20 protein-coding genes are annotated in these 18,214 nt (G+C 37.8%); 6 read left to right on the top strand and 14 right to left on the bottom strand.

Annotation, left to right across the window (positions count from 1 at the left end; translation table 11 throughout):
* Positions 1-91 precede the first annotated feature (91 nt).
* A complete protein-coding gene (locus GMB29_RS25825) occupies positions 92-607 on the bottom strand; it encodes a YwhD family protein (RefSeq protein ID WP_136357229.1) in 516 nt (171 codons plus the stop codon).
* Between the two features lie 20 nt (positions 608-627).
* Positions 628-1,296, bottom strand: a complete 669-nt coding sequence (locus tag GMB29_RS25830) for a site-2 protease family protein (protein WP_136357258.1) — start codon at positions 1,294-1,296, stop codon at positions 628-630.
* Positions 1,297-1,477: 181 nt separating this feature from the next.
* Between GMB29_RS25830 and GMB29_RS25835 the strand changes: the two genes are divergently transcribed.
* Positions 1,478-1,663, top strand: a complete 186-nt coding sequence (locus GMB29_RS25835; RefSeq protein ID WP_136357231.1) for a 2-hydroxymuconate tautomerase — start codon at positions 1,478-1,480, stop codon at positions 1,661-1,663.
* A gap of 31 nt (positions 1,664-1,694) precedes the next feature.
* Here the strand turns inward: GMB29_RS25835 and GMB29_RS25840 are convergent, their stop codons facing one another.
* Entirely contained in the window at positions 1,695-2,216 is a 522-nt protein-coding gene (locus tag GMB29_RS25840) for a YwgA family protein (RefSeq protein ID WP_196305215.1), read from the bottom strand.
* Positions 2,217-2,310: 94 nt separating this feature from the next.
* The gene (locus tag GMB29_RS25845; RefSeq protein ID WP_136357233.1) at positions 2,311-3,609 is read right to left on the bottom strand and encodes an HD domain-containing protein; all 1,299 of its coding nucleotides are present in this window, start codon (positions 3,607-3,609) and stop codon (positions 2,311-2,313) included.
* 577 nt (positions 3,610-4,186) lie between these two features.
* Here GMB29_RS25845 and GMB29_RS25850 point away from each other — a divergent pair.
* Positions 4,187-4,963 carry an RsfA family transcriptional regulator gene (locus tag GMB29_RS25850; protein WP_168733936.1) on the top strand — a complete coding sequence of 259 codons (777 nt, stop codon included), beginning with the start codon at positions 4,187-4,189 and terminating at the stop codon, positions 4,961-4,963.
* Between the two features lie 165 nt (positions 4,964-5,128).
* The gene (locus tag GMB29_RS25855; protein ID WP_136357235.1) at positions 5,129-5,941 is read left to right on the top strand and encodes an EcsC family protein; all 813 of its coding nucleotides are present in this window, start codon (positions 5,129-5,131) and stop codon (positions 5,939-5,941) included.
* An 813-nt stretch (positions 5,942-6,754) separates the two neighbouring features.
* On the opposite strand, the gene GMB29_RS25860 is transcribed toward GMB29_RS25855, so the two are convergent.
* The 3 genes from GMB29_RS25860 to pta form a co-directional block, all read right to left on the bottom strand.
* Positions 6,755-7,612 (bottom strand): octanoyl-[GcvH]:protein N-octanoyltransferase, encoded by an 858-nt coding sequence (locus GMB29_RS25860; RefSeq protein WP_136357728.1) that lies wholly within the window; start codon positions 7,610-7,612, stop codon positions 6,755-6,757.
* Between the two features lie 278 nt (positions 7,613-7,890).
* A complete protein-coding gene (locus tag GMB29_RS25865) occupies positions 7,891-8,586 on the bottom strand; it encodes a copper homeostasis protein CutC (RefSeq protein WP_136357730.1) in 696 nt (231 codons plus the stop codon).
* A 121-nt stretch (positions 8,587-8,707) separates the two neighbouring features.
* On the bottom strand, positions 8,708-9,676 hold the full coding sequence (gene pta, locus GMB29_RS25870; RefSeq protein ID WP_136357732.1) for a phosphate acetyltransferase: 969 nt from the start codon (positions 9,674-9,676) through the stop codon (positions 8,708-8,710).
* 422 nt (positions 9,677-10,098) lie between these two features.
* On the opposite strand from pta, the gene hemQ reads away from it, so the two are divergent.
* Positions 10,099-10,851, top strand: a complete 753-nt coding sequence (gene hemQ / locus GMB29_RS25875) for a hydrogen peroxide-dependent heme synthase (protein WP_136357734.1) — start codon at positions 10,099-10,101, stop codon at positions 10,849-10,851.
* Between the two features lie 376 nt (positions 10,852-11,227).
* Here the strand turns inward: hemQ and GMB29_RS25880 are convergent, their stop codons facing one another.
* Positions 11,228-11,701, bottom strand: coding sequence for a GNAT family N-acetyltransferase (locus GMB29_RS25880; protein WP_136357736.1), 474 nt, complete (start codon positions 11,699-11,701; stop codon positions 11,228-11,230).
* Between the two features lie 248 nt (positions 11,702-11,949).
* Here GMB29_RS25880 and gerQ point away from each other — a divergent pair, with 248 nt between their 5' ends.
* Entirely contained in the window at positions 11,950-12,489 is a 540-nt protein-coding gene (gene gerQ / locus GMB29_RS25885) for a spore coat protein GerQ (protein ID WP_227551435.1), read from the top strand.
* A gap of 250 nt (positions 12,490-12,739) precedes the next feature.
* On the opposite strand, the gene GMB29_RS25890 is transcribed toward gerQ, so the two are convergent.
* From GMB29_RS25890 to GMB29_RS25900, 3 genes are all read right to left on the bottom strand, one after another.
* Complete coding sequence (locus GMB29_RS25890; protein ID WP_136357738.1) at positions 12,740-13,111, bottom strand: DUF423 domain-containing protein; 372 nt, start codon at positions 13,109-13,111, stop codon at positions 12,740-12,742.
* 139 nt (positions 13,112-13,250) lie between these two features.
* Positions 13,251-13,547 carry a YwdI family protein gene (locus GMB29_RS25895; protein ID WP_136357740.1) on the bottom strand — a complete coding sequence of 99 codons (297 nt, stop codon included), beginning with the start codon at positions 13,545-13,547 and terminating at the stop codon, positions 13,251-13,253.
* 194 nt (positions 13,548-13,741) lie between these two features.
* Complete coding sequence (locus GMB29_RS25900; protein WP_136357744.1) at positions 13,742-14,443, bottom strand: uracil-DNA glycosylase; 702 nt, start codon at positions 14,441-14,443, stop codon at positions 13,742-13,744.
* 255 nt (positions 14,444-14,698) lie between these two features.
* Between GMB29_RS25900 and GMB29_RS25905 the strand changes: the two genes are divergently transcribed.
* Positions 14,699-15,013, top strand: coding sequence for a YflT domain-containing protein (locus tag GMB29_RS25905; RefSeq protein WP_136357746.1), 315 nt, complete (start codon positions 14,699-14,701; stop codon positions 15,011-15,013).
* A gap of 41 nt (positions 15,014-15,054) precedes the next feature.
* Here the strand turns inward: GMB29_RS25905 and GMB29_RS25910 are convergent, their stop codons facing one another.
* The 3 genes from GMB29_RS25910 to GMB29_RS25920 all read right to left on the bottom strand — a co-directional run bounded on the left by GMB29_RS25910 (position 15,055) and on the right by GMB29_RS25920 (position 17,883).
* Entirely contained in the window at positions 15,055-15,612 is a 558-nt protein-coding gene (locus GMB29_RS25910; RefSeq protein ID WP_136357748.1) for an HPP family protein, read from the bottom strand.
* Between the two features lie 244 nt (positions 15,613-15,856).
* Complete coding sequence (galE, locus tag GMB29_RS25915; RefSeq protein ID WP_136357750.1) at positions 15,857-16,846, bottom strand: UDP-glucose 4-epimerase GalE; 990 nt, start codon at positions 16,844-16,846, stop codon at positions 15,857-15,859.
* A 116-nt stretch (positions 16,847-16,962) separates the two neighbouring features.
* Positions 16,963-17,883 (bottom strand): NAD(P)/FAD-dependent oxidoreductase, encoded by a 921-nt coding sequence (locus GMB29_RS25920; protein WP_136357752.1) that lies wholly within the window; start codon positions 17,881-17,883, stop codon positions 16,963-16,965.
* Between the last annotated feature and the right edge of the window lie 331 nt (positions 17,884-18,214).

The raw sequence follows: 18,214 nt of genomic DNA on the forward strand, positions 1-18,214 counted from the left end.
TAAAAAAACTGTATACCTAGTCTACTAATTTTACGCAAAAATCACAAGATTTTACCAATTTATTCACAAAACCGTCACAATTCAGACATATTTACATTGTGTTGAGATCATCCTTTAATTTTTGTTCAGAAAGCTCCCACATGCCTTTGTCATGCTTTTTTAAGTAATCTGCAAGGATTTTTTTTGAACGTTCATCCATATGATCAACGATGATATGGCGCTTCATTGATTTATCCATGCGATTTACATGCTCTGGAAGTGATTTATACCCTCTTCTGATCGAACGGTCAACCGTCATTTCACACGCAGCCACACCAGCATAATACGGCCCTTCTAACTTTCGGTCAATTGTTACCCATACAAGCCAATAAGGTTTTCCATTAGGAACTTCTTCTTTCGTTTTAAGGAATTTAATACCTTTTTCAACAACACTTCTAGCATGCATGGCACCGATATCAACGAATGCTTCTCCTTCTTCGACATCAATAAAGACTGGTGACACATTATCAAGGCTAAGTGCGCCCACACCAAAGCCCTTATGCCCATCAGTTGGATCACTTTTTATAATATTAAACCCGATACTTTTTTTCTTTTTATCTTGTTCCATTCTTTATCCTCCTTCATCAACTATCCTATAATTGGACTTAATAAAAAATAAAATAGGTTCATCACAGCTGTTCCACCGACATCAAAAATAGGGTGGATTATGTAACGATCAAGAGGTGTAATCACTAGGATCAGAAAAATAATCATGCCATAGCTCTCATATTGTGTCAGCTTCGCCCTAACATTTGCCGGTGAAAGATCCTCTATAATGCGGTAACCATCCAGCGGCGGAAACGGGAGCAGATTAAATATAAACAGCATGACATTCAGTGATACGAAAAGATCGAAAAATTGCAGCATACTATTCCCATAGTTTTCTGGAATTGCTGACAGCATATTTGTTGCTGCCAAAATAAACGAAATGGCCGTCCCAAGGAAAGCAAGGACTAAATTACTTAAAGGGCCTGCGACAGAAACGAGCACACCTGCTAAACGAGGACGTTTAAAAAAATAACGATTAACCGGAACAGGTCTTGCCCATCCAAATCCTGCTATAAAAATAAGCAGTGTACCAAATGGGTCTAAATGTGCCAAAGGATTAAGCGTTAATCTCCCCTGTCTCTCGGCAGTCGGATCACCGAATTTATATGCGACATAGGCATGGGCAAATTCGTGGCAAGTAAATGCGACAATTAACGTAATGATAACATATGGTATCACTTCTAATGGAAAAGCTAAAAAGTTACTTATATTTAAATTGTCCATCTCTCTCTCCTTTAGACGAATAAAATCAAACGAACATGTACTACTCACTAAAAGCTTACCATGTAATGCAATTCATTTTCGATTAAAGTATACTATATTTACAGGCTATATTTACAAATATTATATCAGCATGAAGCCAAAACTTATATAAAAGGAGAACTGAACAATGCCATATGTAACAGTTAAAATGCTAGAGGGTCGAACAGAGGAGCAAAAAAGAGCATTAGTTGAAAAAGTAACTGCTGCTGTCTCTGAAACAACTGGTGCACCATCTGAAAAAATCGCTGTTTTCATTGAAGAAATGAGCAAAAATCACTATGCGGTTAATGGAAAGCGCTTAAGTGATCAATAAAACTATCAGGGTAAGAAAAAAGAGCTCGCCTTTATTGATCGGCGGGCTCTTCTTCTACTAATCCTCTAATTTTTTCGATATAGTTATACGCTTCTAAAACTTCTTCTTCTGTATAACGCTGCTTACTTTTTAATGTAAATACTTTTTCTTTTACCTCTTCTTGCGCTAACCCTTCAAAATATAAAACAGTTGAAACAAGTTCTAAAAACCTTGAGCTCTGCTCATTTAAATCAAGGATACAATCTTTAAGAGGAGGCATATCTAGATCATAATGCCCTAAAAACTCGCTCCCATTATCTGTTAACGAATAACGATATTGAAAATAACCGCCTTTTTTCTCATGAACTTCATGAATAAATCCTAAGTTACAAAGCTCTTCAATCCGGAGTGTCAGCTCCTCTGAATACGGTCCATAAAAGTGAAAATTATATTTTTCATAAAAAGGCAGGTTTACCTTTTTTGCGATATAAATCATTTTTTGCAGTTTTTTCCGACCAATGATTTCACCAGCTGATGAGATAACCTTCATCAACTTAGCATGTTCTTTCATCAATGCCCCGTCATCTCCTAACTCTTTCTTTATCCTCTTTTTCTGTCGGGAAAAAGCACCTCTCCCCATCGCACAGGTCATGTTAACAGGCGCTTTTCTATTTAGAAATCTTTAATAGTTCAAGTATTTTCTTTTTTGCTGATCGTTTCGTTGAGAAATCCTGCAGGATATCCAGCGGGAAATATAATTTATGATCTGTCCTTCTTTTTCCAGAGATGGCGTCAACGATTTCTGATTGTCTCGATAATTCACGCAGATCACCATTTGACATAAGTAAGTGGATTGGAAGCCGTTCTTCTTCTTCACCTGGTCGATAAAAGTCGTATGGCAGGTCTGAAGAAGAATCGACAACTAAGTAATAGTCCGGATCAATACCAGCTTTTTTAAATAATGTTGTCAGTTCCATTAATGTCATCATTTGTTCATTAGGATTAAATTCAACATATTTAAACAGTTGACGATTCATAAACCTTCTACATAAATCACTTAAGATCGGATCTTCCTCATCTTCCCACGCTTGAAAATAATACAAAATAACCGATTCATCTAATTTCAAGTAATCTTCTAATGTCAGTTCATCTTCAAACATCGAATAAAAATGAATAGGATTATGTTTAAAGGAGTAAAATTCCTTATGCAGTTGTTTTGCCCGATGAAGGATTTTTGTGAGAATAACTTCCGCACTTCGTGTCACAGGGTGAAAATATACCTGCCAATACATTTGATAGCGGCTCATAATATAATCCTCTACCGCATGCATTCCGCTGCTTTTTATGACAACTTGATCTTCACGGGGACGCATCACCCGTAAAATCCGTTCCATATCAAAATGTCCATAGCTGACACCTGTATAATAGGCATCGCGCTGCAAATAATCCATACGATCTGCATCAATCTGGCTGGAAATTAAACTAACAACCTGCTTATTTTCATATGTTTTTGCAATAACCTCGGCAACCTTCTTCGGAAAATCGTTGTCGACCTGTTTTAACACCGAATGAACTTCTGTCTCGCCAAGAATAATCGCTTGTGTAAAATCTTCATGATCTAGATGGAACACTTTTTCAAAGGAATGTGAAAACGGTCCATGGCCTAAATCATGCAACAGTGCTGCACATAGACACAATAATCGCTCATCATCATTCCATTCTGGACGTCCTTTAAAGACATCATCCACAATACGGCGAATAATTTCATACACACCTAAAGAATGATTAAAGCGACTATGCTCTGCACCATGAAACGTTAAATACGTTGTTCCTAATTGGCGAATTCTTCTTAATCGTTGAAATTCCTTCGTTCCAATCAGATCCCAAATAAGCTTATCTCGTACATGGATATAACGATGAACGGGATCTTTAAATACCTTTTCCTCAGACAATTTTCCATTTTCCATTGTCTTCCCTCTTCCGTTCTGACTTATCTTTTTATTTCTATATTGTAACGATATCTATTCGACATGAACACCGAAAACCCTACTTAAAACTCCATAAAAACAGATCTTTTATTCGACAAATTTCTTCGTTTTACAACAAAAATACATGGGCTAGAAGACAATTAAAAAATCACCCTTGCATACTTTTAACAATGGTGATGACAGTTGTTTTCAACTTATATAAAAACCGAAAGATTTTATTCATTTTTTCCCAAAATAAGAGTCTTTAATCTACTTTATAAAAGGAGTACGATGCTTTTTAGCTAAAAGATATTTTACCGCTTCTCACCAATCATTGCAAGTTCGCTTAAGTCATCGTCTTCATATTTCACTTCCACCACTGGATGGTTTTTCCATACATAGTAGATTGGAAAAATAAAAGATAGATTGTTCACTAAAAGGTGAAAAATTCGTTATTTTTCCCCCTCAAAAAGAAAAAACTACTATCCTCTTAAGAACCTTGTATAAAACTTTAGGAATTTGTCCATGTTATTAACAGTAAATGTAAAAATATTTCATGCTATAGGGAGTTGGAAATATGATGAAACAAAGACAAGATGCTTGGTCTGAAGAGAATGATTTATTACTAGCTGAAACGGTGTTAAGACATGTCCGTGAAGGCAGTACCCAATTAAACGCCTTTGAAGAAGTAGGAGATAAGCTGAATCGAACTTCTGCTGCATGTGGCTTTCGCTGGAATGCTGTTGTACGACATGACTATGAAAAAGCACTTCAGCTTGCTAAAAAACAGCGAAAACAAAGAATGCGTGCGTTAGGAAAAGGACAACCAGTTAAGAAACAGCTTTTATACTCTCCAGACGTACCTACTATTGATTTTGATGAGCAAGAAGAGCTTACGATGATGTCAGCTTTAGAGAGTCATATGGCTGAAGTGATGCCTGCTGATGAAGATGTTACCGTTTCTGCAAACTTACCAAAACAAGCACAAGAAGTAAGCATAGTTCCTGCACAAGGAATGACTCAAGCATATGGTTCACCTAATAGATTGACGATGGAGCAAGTTATTTCATTCTTGCATTCTTATAAATCATCTAACGAGCATTCAGAGGCGTTAATGAGTGAAAACAAACGGTTAAAACGTGAAAATCAAGAACTTTCTAAGCAAAATGAAGAATTAACGAAAAAGGTTGAGAGACTTGAACAAGATACCGTTACTGTTCAAGAAGACTATGAAACATTGATGAAAATTATGAATCGCGCAAGAAAGCTAGTCTTATTTGATGAGGAAGATCGCACTTCCGCGACTACCTTTAAAATGGATCGAAACGGAAACTTAGAAAAAATGGCTGAGTAAAAAGACGTGGAGCTTCCCGCGTCTTTTTCTTTTGCATACAAATTCTATGATTTGAGACAGAAACCTTCCCATTTTGAAACTTTTTTATTTGAAGACCGTAGAACATGTATAGTTAAGACATAAAACAATCATCTGCTATTACTAACATATGAAAGTTGGAATGATGTGGAAACGAAGGAATGGTTACAAACAGAATTACACGTTATTGAAAAATGGGAGAAGGATCAAAAGGGACTTTGGTTTTGGGAAAAACTTGGCCGCCTCCCTTTTAAGCTATTAGATAAGATAACTCCTGCTTTTATTCAAAAGAAAATTGGTTTATTACTAGATGAGCTTGGGCAATTTGTCCAAACAGGCGGACAATATTTAACACAAGAAAAATTGATTTTAACCAAACTCCGTAAGCATTCGCAAAATGAAGATTTGATCATTTCCGATGTCTCCTCACTTCCATTGACTACAATGGATGCCGTTGGTGAAGAGTTGAAATCGACACGAAGCAAGCTAGCAACTGTACAAGGAGCAACAACAGGGATCGGCGGAATTTTCACATTAGCGGTGGATATTCCAGTTATACTTGGCCTTTCATTAAAAACACTCCAGGAAATTGCCATCACTTATGGTTATGACCCAAAAGATCGCGAAGAGCGGATTTTCATCGTTAAATGTCTGCAATTTTCATCAGCTGATATTGTTGGGAAACAAGCCATTTTAAATGAATTATCGACATTTTATACAAGAGGTCAATCAACAAACCAAGAAATGATCTCCCAGTTGCAAGGATGGCGCGAGGTTGTCTTCACATACCGTGATCAATTTGGATGGAAAAAACTTCTTCAAATGGTCCCCATTGCAGGAATGGTGTTCGGAGCCATAACAAATCGCTCAATGATTCACGATTTAGCTGAAACAGGTATTATGCTTTACCGGAAAAGAAGAATACTAGATAGACTAGAAATGGGAGAGAGATCTAACTAAGTTAGACCTCTCTTCTTTCATGATCTTTGCTGTTTCAAACGTTCAGGTTAATCATTTCAGAAAAAATAAGGGTCCTTTCCTTCATAGCTGTGATGATGGACTCTTTCCTTGTTGCCCAAGCTATTTTTGGCCTTCATAACTCTGATGACGGACTCTTTCCTTGTTGCCTAACCTATTTTTGGTCTTCATAACTCTGATGACGACCCTTTTCCTTGTTGACCAACGTATTTTTGGTCTTCATAGCTCTGATGACGACCCTTTTCCTTGTTGCCCAACCTATTTTTGGTCTTCATAACTCTGATGACGACCCTTTTCCTTGTTGACCAACCTATTTTTGGTCTTCATAGCTCTGATGACGACCCTTTTCCTTGTTGCCCAATCTATTTTTGGTCTTCATAACTCTGATGACGACCCTTTTCCTTGTTGACCAACCTATTTTTGGTCTTCATAACCCTGATGACGACCCTTTTCCTTGTTGCCCAACCTATTTTTGGTCTTCATAACTCTGATGACGACCCTTTTCCTTGTTGACCAACCTATTTTTGGTCTTCATAACTCTGATGACGACCCTTTTCCTTGTTGACCAACCTATTTTTGGTCTTCATAGCTCTGATGACGACCCTTTTCTTCATGCCCAACCTATTTTTGGTCTTCATAACTCTGATGACGACCCTTTTCCTTGTTGTCCAATCTATTTTTGGCCTTCATAACTCTGATGACGGACTCTTTCCTTGTTGCCCAACCTATTTTTGGCCTTCATAGCTCTAAGAATAGTAAAATAAAAGAGATTCCTATAAAAAGCATGCACAACTATCATTCATTACGAAACTGCTTGAACACTTTATCGTTTCGATCGTTCATTCTAACTAAGTTTTGCTGAAAAAGAAGCTGTTCCTCTGCTGTTAAGGAAGAAGGAATTAATTGCTGGCTATTCTCCTTCAACGTCGTTAATAGCTCAAACATCATCGTTTCAACTGAAAGGTCACTATGCAGCAAATCACTTAATGATGACATTGTTTCCGGTTTTATCGTTGGAAAGATAAATTTCGTTTGTTCATTTTTTAATGAGATGTCATAAAATTGACGGATCAAATCTGCCCGCTCTTCCCCGCTTCCTCTAACACAAAGATAGATTTGTACAGCAATCCCGCCGCGCAATCGACGTTGAGATATCCCGGCAAATTTCTTTCCATTGATACTTAGATCATAACTCCCTGGGCAATAGGATCCGACGATTTCACGTGCTTCAATCTGTCCGCCATGTTCCTTCAGCATCTTCCTAATTAAATCTAGCATCGCATCATAGCCGCGATTGATATCAATGCCTTTTTCTGTATCTGGGAAAATGAGCGAGATATTTAATACATCCTTATCTAAAACAACTGCAAGTCCTCCAGAGTTTCTGACAATCACACGATAGCCAAGATTCTTTAAGAAATTCACTCCTTCTTCGAGAAACGGCAGCTTTGTATCTTGAATTCCTAGTACAATCGTATTGTGATGCACCCAAGTTCTTACTGTTGCTGGTGATTTTTGCTTTCCTACACTGGCACATAATGTATCATCAATCGCAAACGAATGCTTTGCATCAAACTGAGGTCCTAAACTTGATTGATCAATGACCCGCCATTGCGGTTGAGTGATTAATGTGGTTGATGATAAAAGGTCCATACTTAGTACTCCCTTGTTCTTAACGTTTTTTTCCTTTTACTATTATATATCACTTCCATACCATGAGAACAGGAAGAGAATGGAATGCAGGGACATTCTACAGGTGAAAAATGATAACAGGTGTTGCATTCATTCTATGAAAAACCAGTACGATAAGCTGGGCAAAAACAAAGTGTAAAACCTTTACGATTTTACACTACCTTCACATTATCTGAACTACTTAGCGTTTTTCCGCACCTTTTTTGGAGATGGCTTTGCACGAGTTGCAGCTGTCACACTTACCTTTTGCTCACAATTGTTTTGACCTTTTGAAGAACTTCCCCATCAATTGCATTCCGAAAATCTCTTTCTTTTCGGAGTCCTGAGCCAAAGTGATATTCTTCAGCTTGCAGCCTCTGATGAACCATTTCAATATTGTTTATTGTAAGGCCTGAACCAGGAAGAATGCCAGGCTTTTCAGTACCAATCGATTCCTGAACCAATTGATGTAAGATGTCTACTCCCTCAATGACGGTTGGTTTGCCGCCAGAGGTTAACACTCTATCAATTGAATATGGAGACCTGCAAAGTTCATGATAGTGTTTTAATGGATTCGTTTCATCAATGGCACGATGAAAGGTAACAGATAGGCCACTTGCCTCTTCTACTACCATTGATAGAAGTTCGAAATCCACTGATTTTTCTTCTGTTAATGCCCCGAATACGATCCCTGCTGCACCCAGTTCTCTAGCAACCTTGATATCCTCCCTTATCACTTTCCATTCTTCCTTCCGATAGACGAAGGAAAAGCTATGAGGGCGAATCATCACCATTACTGGTATATTGACACTATTGGTAACTCTCTTAATCGTTCCATAACTCGGGGTCAATCCCCCTTCACTTATGGCAGAAACCAATTCAAGGCGGTCAGCTCCGTACGCTTCAGCCATTTTAGCATCTTCCTCATTTAAAACAATTACTTCGATCTTACTCATCTTTTATCCCTCTTTATACAATAATTTAAAAACACTTCCCTAAAAATAAGGTTTACTTATCTTATAAATAATATTATTGCATAATAAAAAGCTCCGATTATAAAAATCGAAGCTTGTTTCATTATACTTGTGCAGCTGTAATTAATGCTAACTTATATACGTCTTCTGCATTACAACCACGTGATAAGTCATTAACTGGTTTATTTAATCCTTGAAGGATTGGACCTACTGCTTCAAAATTACCTAAGCGTTGGGCGATTTTATAGCCAATGTTTCCTGCTTCAAGGCTCGGGAATACGAATACATTTGCATTTCCTTTTATTACTGAGTCTGGAGCTTTCTTTTCAGCAACTGAAGGAACAAACGCCGCGTCAAATTGGAATTCACCATCTAATACTAGGTCTGGAGCAAGTTCTTTTGCAATTTTAACTGCTTCTGAAACTTTTTCTGTTTCAGGAGATTTTGCAGAACCCTTTGTTGAAAAGCTTAGCATCGCAACGCGCGGCTCGATATCAAACATGTCTGCCGTTTTTGCACTAGCGATCGCGATTTCAGCAAGATCCTGGCTGTCTGGAGCAATATTAATGGCACAATCTGCGAACACATATTTCTCATCGTCGCGAACCATGATAAACACACCAGAAGTCTTTTTAATGCCTTCTTTTGTTTTAATAATTTGTAAAGCAGGGCGTACAGTATCAGCAGTAGAATGTGCCGCACCACTTACAAGACCTTGTGCTTTTTCAAGATGAACTAGCATAGTTCCAAAATAGTTTTCATCTAAAAGAATTTTACGTGCATCCTCTTCTGTTGCTTTTCCTTTACGTCTTTCAACAAATGAAGCAACAAGCTCGTCCATTTGCGGATAGTTATGAGGATCGTAAATTTCTACTCCATCTAAGCTTAGATCTAAACCCTTAGCCTTATTTGTTACTTCTTGTTCGTTACCGATCAAAATTGGTTGAAGAACCCCTTCACTAGCCAGTCGGCTAACAGCTGTTAAAATACGTTCATCTAATCCTTCCGGGAAAACAATTTTAATCTGTTGTCCGCTCACTTTTTCCTTTAATGCCGAAAATAAATCTGACACAAAAAAACCTCCTTGAAATAAGAAATGTAAAAGCACCTTAGTAGCTCATAAGCTTTAGCCAGTCACAAAATGAAGTTTAAAATACCTTAACTTTCTTAATATGTGTACTTCTTCCTCTAGAATACTCCACTTAGTGGTAATTTCAAACAATACAGGTTACACTTAAACGCTTTCATTTAAAAGTTTATACTTTCAGAATAGACTGAAAACTGATCTTTCACAAACTCGGCAGATTTTCATAACTGACCTGTTGGCTATTTTTCTTTCCAATTTGTTAACATGCGCTTTATTTATCAATTTATCCAAATCTTTTTTCTTGTTTTCCTTAGTTTTTGTTCACGTTTAATTCATTTAGTCGAATGGACAAATTATGATATAGTTAAAATGTACATAACGAATTTATCATATAGGAGTGAATAGATATGAGTGAAGCAGCACAAACACTAGATGGTTGGTATTGCTTGCATGATTTCCGCTCAATTGATTGGTCAGCATGGAAGCTATTAACAAGTGATGAGCGCCAAGCAGCGATCCATGAGTTTTTAGGTTTACTTGAAAAGTGGAATGTGACAGAGAATGAAGAGCAAGGCAGCCATGCCCTTTATTCCATCGTTGGTCAAAAAGCAGATTTTATGATGATGATCTTACGTCCAACAATGGAGGAACTTAATGAAATTGAGCTTGAGTTCAATAAAACGAAGCTAGCTGAATTTACAATTCCTACTTATTCTTATGTTTCTGTTGTTGAGCTTAGCAATTATTTGGCTGGTGAAAGCAATGAAGATCCATATCAAAACCCGCATGTTCGCTCTAGATTATATCCAAAGCTGCCACAAGCAAAGTATTCTTGCTTCTATCCTATGGATAAACGCCGTCAAGGCAATGATAACTGGTACTCACTATCAATGGAAGAGCGCCGTAACTTAATGAAGAGTCACGGTTTAATCGGTCGTTCATATGCAGGCAAAGTGAAACAAATTATTACTGGCTCTGTCGGCTTTGATGATTATGAGTGGGGTGTAACGCTTTTCTCTGATGATGTCCTTCAATTCAAAAAGCTTGTTTATGAAATGCGCTTTGATGAAGTAAGTGCACGCTACGGAGAATTCGGTTCATTCTTTGTCGGAAACCTTTTAAGCGCTTCAAAACTTCACTCTTTCCTTTATGTGAACTAAGAAAAGCGTGAGCGCCTGTTCAGACCCGACAAGCACAAGACGATCAGGAATAGAAGGTGTATTTTCCTTCAATTCCTGATTGGCTTGTGACCTCGAGGGTCTAGGCGCTGGAGCTAGACAATTAGAAAAGCGCAAGCGCCTTGTTCAGCTCCGACAAGCATAAGACGGTCCATAATAGAAGGCGTACTTTGCCTTCAATTATGGAGTGGCTTATGACTCGAGGCAGTCAAAAACGCGACGTCCTGTCGCATTGACTGCACTTGCACGTCCTATGCTTCGGAGCTAGCGCTGGAGCTAGACACAAAAACAAAGTACAATAATTTCTTTTCTTTCCTTTTAAAGGAAAACAGACGTTACCCCTCAAACCCGGTAACGTCTATTTTTTCAGCTCTTTTTCATAACAATCTACTTGTCTATCTTCTTTATATGGCTTTGTTTCATAAAAGACAAAGCCAATTGATTCCCAAAATTGTTTTGCTTTCTTATTTCCTTTTAAAACCCCAAGGCGCACCGCCGTTTTTCCTAAATTGATCATTTCCTTTTCATATTGTTGATAGGCTTGTTTTGCATAACCCCTTCCTTGAACTTCAAGGTCAATCATTAACAGGCCTAACCATGGATAGTGATCATTTGGATTTTCGTCCAAGTAATCCATGACACCAATGTACGTTTCATCTCGTTTTATGAATACGCTTCTTGTCAGCGGATTTAGAAATTCATCCTTCAGTTCCTCTAATGATCGAATTTCTCGGCCGTTTTCTAACAGATTATACTCAATGTTTGAATTTACAATCTTTTGCGCGATGCTTAGCAGCTCTTCTGTTATTTCTTCGAATGTAAGATTTAGCATATTTATATCTCCTCTGTTATTTTCCACCAAAAGTCATAAGTTGTTTTCCCCGTACATACGTATAATTGAGCAAAGTATGAATGAAGTTTTCCCTATTCATCTTACGAAAATAGTAATAAAACTGTTTTAATTTGTTCGTGACAACCGTTATGTCCAGGAGGATTTAAAAACTCTTTTTATCAGCTTGCTGTCTATGCAGATTGTCTTCTTAGCTGATTATTCCATTTTTCATTTAGGAGGTTTTATTAATGGCAAACAACAAAAAAGTGCAATCTCAACCTTACGGCGCTGACATGCAAGGGATGCAAGGAATGCCTGGTATGCAGGGACTTCCTGGTATGCAAGGGATGCCTGGCATGCAGGGGATGCCAAGTTTTCAAGGTGTACAAGGTGCTCAACAATTTCCAATGCAGCCAGGAGCAGGATATCCTACATATCCAGGACAATATGCTCCAACCTACCTTCCAGGTACTCAACCTACTGGACAGCCTCCAGGTACAGCACAAAATGGCATGTTGCCTTTAGAAGAATCTTATATCGAAAATATTCTACGTTTAAATCGCGGCAAAACCGCAACCGTTTATTTGACGTTTGAAGGCAATCGCGAGTGGAATGCAAAGGTGATTAAAGGTGTGATAGAGGCAGCTGGACGTGATCACCTTATTTTAAGTGATCCGCAAACAGGCATGCGCTACTTATTATTAATGGTTTATTTAGATTATGTAACATTTGATGAAGAGATTAACTATTTCCCGCAAAATACACTAGCTGTCTATCCGCCGAGATAAACATATTGGCTGACTCCTTAGAAAGAGTCAGCCAATCCCAATTTTTATCCCACCTTAACGGGCAGTAAAACTCCCACTTCAAGATTCGAGAGAAGCAAAGAAGATAAGTGGGAGATAACTGCCCGTAAAGATCTGACGAGCGATTGACGTCCGAGTCAGGCGAAGCCACACGATGTGGCGTATTGTGCGTGATAAGTCTCTCTAACTGTCAATGGGGGATGAAGACCCCCCCACTGATAGAAGTCTCGCTTTATAAATAACGTATTGCTACATAGCCTAGAAGCAGCCAGCCGCCCAAAAATGCGAGGCCTCCTAGCGGAGTAATCGCCCCTAGTATACTGATTTGTGTCACACTCAATACGTATAAACTACCTGAAAATAAGATAATTCCCGCTAAAAATAACCATCCAGCTGTTGTTAATAATCCAACATTCGCCAATTTATCTGCTAAAAAAGCTACGATAAATAAACCACCTGCATGGAACATTTGATAGGTTACACCTGTTTGCCACGTTTTTATGTATTTTTCAGGAATCTTCCCTTCTAATCCATGTGCACCAAACGCCCCTAATGCAACCGCTAAAAAGGCATTTATTGCACCTAAAATAAGAAAAAGCTTCATATACCACAACACCTCCCTTATTTATTACTCTTCCATCTTATCGCACTATCATTTTCTTTCAACCTATTACAACCAGAATTTATGACGATTTCGTAACCATTTTGAAGTATATTGACTGATTCATTGAACACATCCGCTGTTAAAAATCAAAAAGCGAATCACCATTTGCATCTTCTTCCTTATAAGGACTAGATGAAATGGATGGTTGTTTCTTGATTGAAAGATTCCCCATCATTTTTCGAAGTTCCGTTTGATTCATTTCATTTGCAGGAGATGAAGGAATCTGCAACGAGCTTGACTTTTCATCTAAAATGACTTCACATAATGACTGAATCACAACAAGTTTTTCTCTTAGTTCTTTATCTGATTGACTATGTTTTGCTTTGAGTAATTCCTCCTCCATTTTTTGAAGGAGCTTTGATACATGTATATTCATATTTATACCCTCCTTTAAGTCTTGTTTGCCTTTTGTTTATAGTTCAGACAGGCGGTTCCAGATGATTTTTTTACCATGATGGAAGGTCTGCTTGATGATTTGAATCTATACGCCCGGCAACCATTCGGAAACTTTGGATCCCACGTGACATAGAAATGCTGACACTTTACGCAGTTTACTGTTGCCTCTTGCACCTAGTTTAACTCCTTTTCATGAAACGGAAACTCATCTAAGCACCAATTAATTTCCTCCATATGATGTTGCTTTAAAAAATCATTTGTTTTAGAAAATGGCTTGCTTCCGAAAAAACCCTTTCTAGCTGAGAATGGACTCGGATGTGATGATTCGATGATTAGATGCTGTGGAGATGTGATGAAAGACTTCTTCTCACCTGCATGTTTCCCCCATAAAATAAACACAATTGGTTTGTCACGTTTATTTAACAATGTAATGATTTCATCTGTAAAGTGTTCCCAGCCTTTACCTTTATGAGAATTAGCCATCCCTTTTTTTACTGTCAGTACTGTATTTAATAATAATACGCCTTCATCAGCCCATTTCAATAACGAGCCATGTTGCGGTGTGTCACAGCCCAGATCTTCTTTTAGCTCGATAAAAATATTTCGTAGCGAAGGCGGAAGCTTCATATGCGGCTGAACGGAAAAGCTTAATCCTTGTGCTTGGCCGTCACCGTGATATGGATCTTGACCTAAAATAACTGCTTTAACAGATTGATAGGATGTTTTGTTCAGTGCTTCAAAAATATGCTCTCTTTTAGGAAAGATGATGCCTTCGTTATATTCATCGTTTATAAATTCTATAAGCTGTTTAAAATATGGCTTTTCAAATTGGCCATTTAATAATGTTGACCACTCATTTTTAATGAATTCCTGCATCAATATGCCTCCCGCTAGTTGAATGCAAACAAAGAGATGATCTTGTCCGAATCTTTTTGCTTACCGATTCATTTCTACATTTTTCTTCTCTAGCTCCTCTTCATTTTATCAAATTGGTTCACTACTTTTATAGGTAAAATCTTCTTACCCATTTCCCTTTTAAATAATGATAAATCATTCTTATTTTCCCCTATCATGTTTTATTAACTTTGAGGCGGGTATAGTAAACTATCAACGCTAAGGAGATGAAGATTCATGAAAACTTTTGTTGTAGAAAATGGTGTACAAGCTACAGAAACAATTAGAAATCTTGAAGCACAAGGACTTAGCAAAGATGATATTTATCTTTTTGCACATGATACGGCTCGCTCAAAGCATTTAACAGAAAATACCGATACAAGCAATGTGGGCATGAAAGAAGAAGGTCTCTTCGATAAGATGGCGAACGTTTTCCGTTCTCGCGGTGATGAGCTTCGCTCGAAAATGACTTCATTAGGGGTTACCCAACCTGAAGCTGAGAAACTTGAAGAAGAATTAGATAAGGGAAAAGTTGTTATTTTCGCCCATTAACCAAAAGACACGAAAAGAGGCTGCCTAAAGGCGCCTCTTTTTTATAACCAAAATTTAGGATATTGTCTTGATTGAAACAAATTGTTATAAAACAATGAAATGACAATTAAACTAAGGCTGCAAATGAACATACAAAGGATAAACCCCCACCCAGCTCCTGTATTCATCGCTACAATGGCACTAGCTGCAGCAGGAGGATGAATGGTGCCTGTAACCATCATTAAAATAATAACAACCGCTAAAGTTATCCCAATAGTCAAAAAATTCTTTCCGAATACATCCCAAATTGCGAGTGACGCAAAGGTCGCAATGAAATGACCGCCAATGATATGACGAGGTTGAGAAAAAGGGCCATTATGAGCTCCAAAGATTAATAGACAACTTGCACCAATTGGTCCAAGTGCCATTGGATACCCTAGAGAAACGGCAATTACACTAATCAAACTCATCGCCAATAGACAGCCTATGGCTGAAACCATCAAATCCACATAGTTTAAGTTGGATTTAAATGTCGTTTCACCCTTCATTTTTTTTATATATGCAGTCATACCAAGATATAATGGATTAATCTCAGCTCTCCTTAATTTTTCACTTTTCATTGTTTCCCCTACCCTACCAAATGTCTAGTAATTTGTAAGATGATCTAACACATGAATTTTATTTTATATGATTTTTAGTAGAAATTAAAGGGTTGTTTTTCATGCCTTCCGCAAAAAAAAACCTCCTTACAAGTAAGGAGGCACATACATTATATAAAGATTAGGGGGGGATTACTACTATTATCCCCGTTATACAAATATCTTATACTAGCAAATTCAATTTTTATTGTAACTATTTTATTTTTTATTTTAAATAGCCGTTCGGATTTTTTTGGAACCAGTTCCACGCACTTTTGATCATCGTGTGAAGATCTGCATATTTAGGTTTCCAGCCGAGCTCATTAATTGCCTTTTCTGATGAAGCGATTAATATCGCCGGGTCACCTGCACGACGCGGTGCTATCTCAGCTGGAATCGGATGTCCTGTTACTTCTCTAGCCGTTTCAATAACCTCTTTTACAGAAAATCCATTTCCATTCCCTAGATTATATGTTGCACTTTTATTATCTTTGCGAAGCTTTTCAATTGCTAAAATATGTGCATCTGCTAAGTCTGTAACATGAATATAATCACGGATACATGTGCCATCAGCTGTTTGATAGTCATCACCAAAGATCATAATTTTTTCACGCTTCCCTAAAGCTACTTGTAAAATAATTGGGATCAAATGTGTCTCTGGCTGATGATCTTCACCAAGCTTCCCTTCCATATGTGCACCAGCTACATTAAAGTAACGAAGGACAACATAGTTAAGACCGTACGCCTGCCTGCTCCACTTCAGCATTTTTTCAACTGCAAGCTTTGTTTCACCGTACGGATTTGTTGGAACTGTTGGATCTGTTTCTAAAATCGGAATATTTTCTGCTTCACCATATGTTGCTGCTGTTGAAGAAAAGACGATTTTCTTCACATTATATTCCGTCATTACTTTTAAAAGGCACATTGTACCGTAAACGTTGTTTTCATAATATTGAAGGGGAAGCTCAACACTTTCACCTACAAGTGAATCCGCTGCAAAATGAATAACAGCTTCAATCTCATTCTCTTGGAAAACATTTTTTAGGAAAGCCTCATCACGTAAATCCCCTGAATAAAGCTTTGCGCCGTCTAAAACAGCTGGTTTATGTCCCTTTTGAAGATTATCAACAACAATGACATCCTCATTACGATCCAAAAGCTCTGATACGGTATGACTCCCTATGTATCCAGCTCCACCACAAACTAATACTGCCATGCTTTTTACCTCCAGTGATAAAAATACCTATTCCATTATTTGCAATCTCTTCAAATCTCATCTCATTATATCTTATTTTTGAGAGGATCTTTCTATTAAATTTTATATTTAGCTAGTCATGAATCCTCTCTTTCTTTTAGAAGCCGTTTATGGATCCAAATGGCTGCTTGGCATCCATCTGCCATGGCGATCGTTACTTGTTCTGAATGGGCAACAACATCGCCCGCTGCCCATACATTTGTAACATTTGTTTCCTTCGTCCGCGGGTTAACAACAATATGTTTATTTTCCAGCCGTTCGACACCTAATTGACTGGCTAATTCAGAATGCACAACATTTCCGCCAAAGGCGATGAACCCTCGATCACCACTCACTCTTTGTCCATTTTTTAAGATAACCCCTTTAAAAATGGATTCATTTTCTGTCATGATCTCCTCAATTTGTTCATTGATGATTTGAATCTGATTTTGTTCGAGCTTATGTAGTAAAGCCTCGTCAAGCTGTTTTGCATCATGATTAATAAATGTTATGTTCTTTGTCCAATATGTTAATGTGAGCGCAAGATTTGCCCCAGTACTTCCAGATCCCAATAATAAGACATGCTTATCCTTTACTTCATACCCGTCACAATCTGGGCAAACGTATATCGATATTCCTAAACAAGGCTCGATATACTTGATTTCCGGAATGCGATCCTTAATACCTGTTGAAAGCAGCAATGTCCGTGCTTGGAATTCCTTCCCTTGCTTCGTCCTTAACAAAAAAAGCTTGTCTTTTTTTTCAGCTCCAATGACAAGGTCATTCATAAATTCGATATCTAAGCTCTTCGCTTGTTTACGGCCTAAATCCCGCAGTGTTTGCCCACTTACTCCATCAGGCCAGCCAAGCATATTATGATAGCCTCTGCATAAGTTTGATCTTCCATTTTCACTATCTATAACCAGCACATCATGCATATATCTTCCAAGCTGAATCGCAGCCTGTAAACCGGCAATTCCAGCCCCTATAATGATACATTCGTATGTTTTTTCTATCATTCATACACGTCCTTTTTTCCATTCTCCCTATTAGATTATGTAAAAAGAAATGACACCATTCATAACTAGTTTGTGTCACTTAAACTCTAAAAGTAATTTTTTATTGTGGGTAACCGGAGGATCATTATTAAAAACTTTATTTTTCTATACCGTTTTTTTCAATCTCTGTGTAAAAATTTAGATATTAACAACCCACCTTACCTGTTAGCAACATCTTATCCACAGGAGTTATCAACATATCCACAATTTCTATCCACATTTTGTGTAGGCACAAACGTTCGCCACAATATATATTCGTACTTTTACCCATTATTCACAGGTTATTCACAGG

This window comes from Metabacillus sediminilitoris (assembly GCF_009720625.1).
GTDB lineage: Bacteria > Bacillota > Bacilli > Bacillales > Bacillaceae > Metabacillus > Metabacillus sediminilitoris.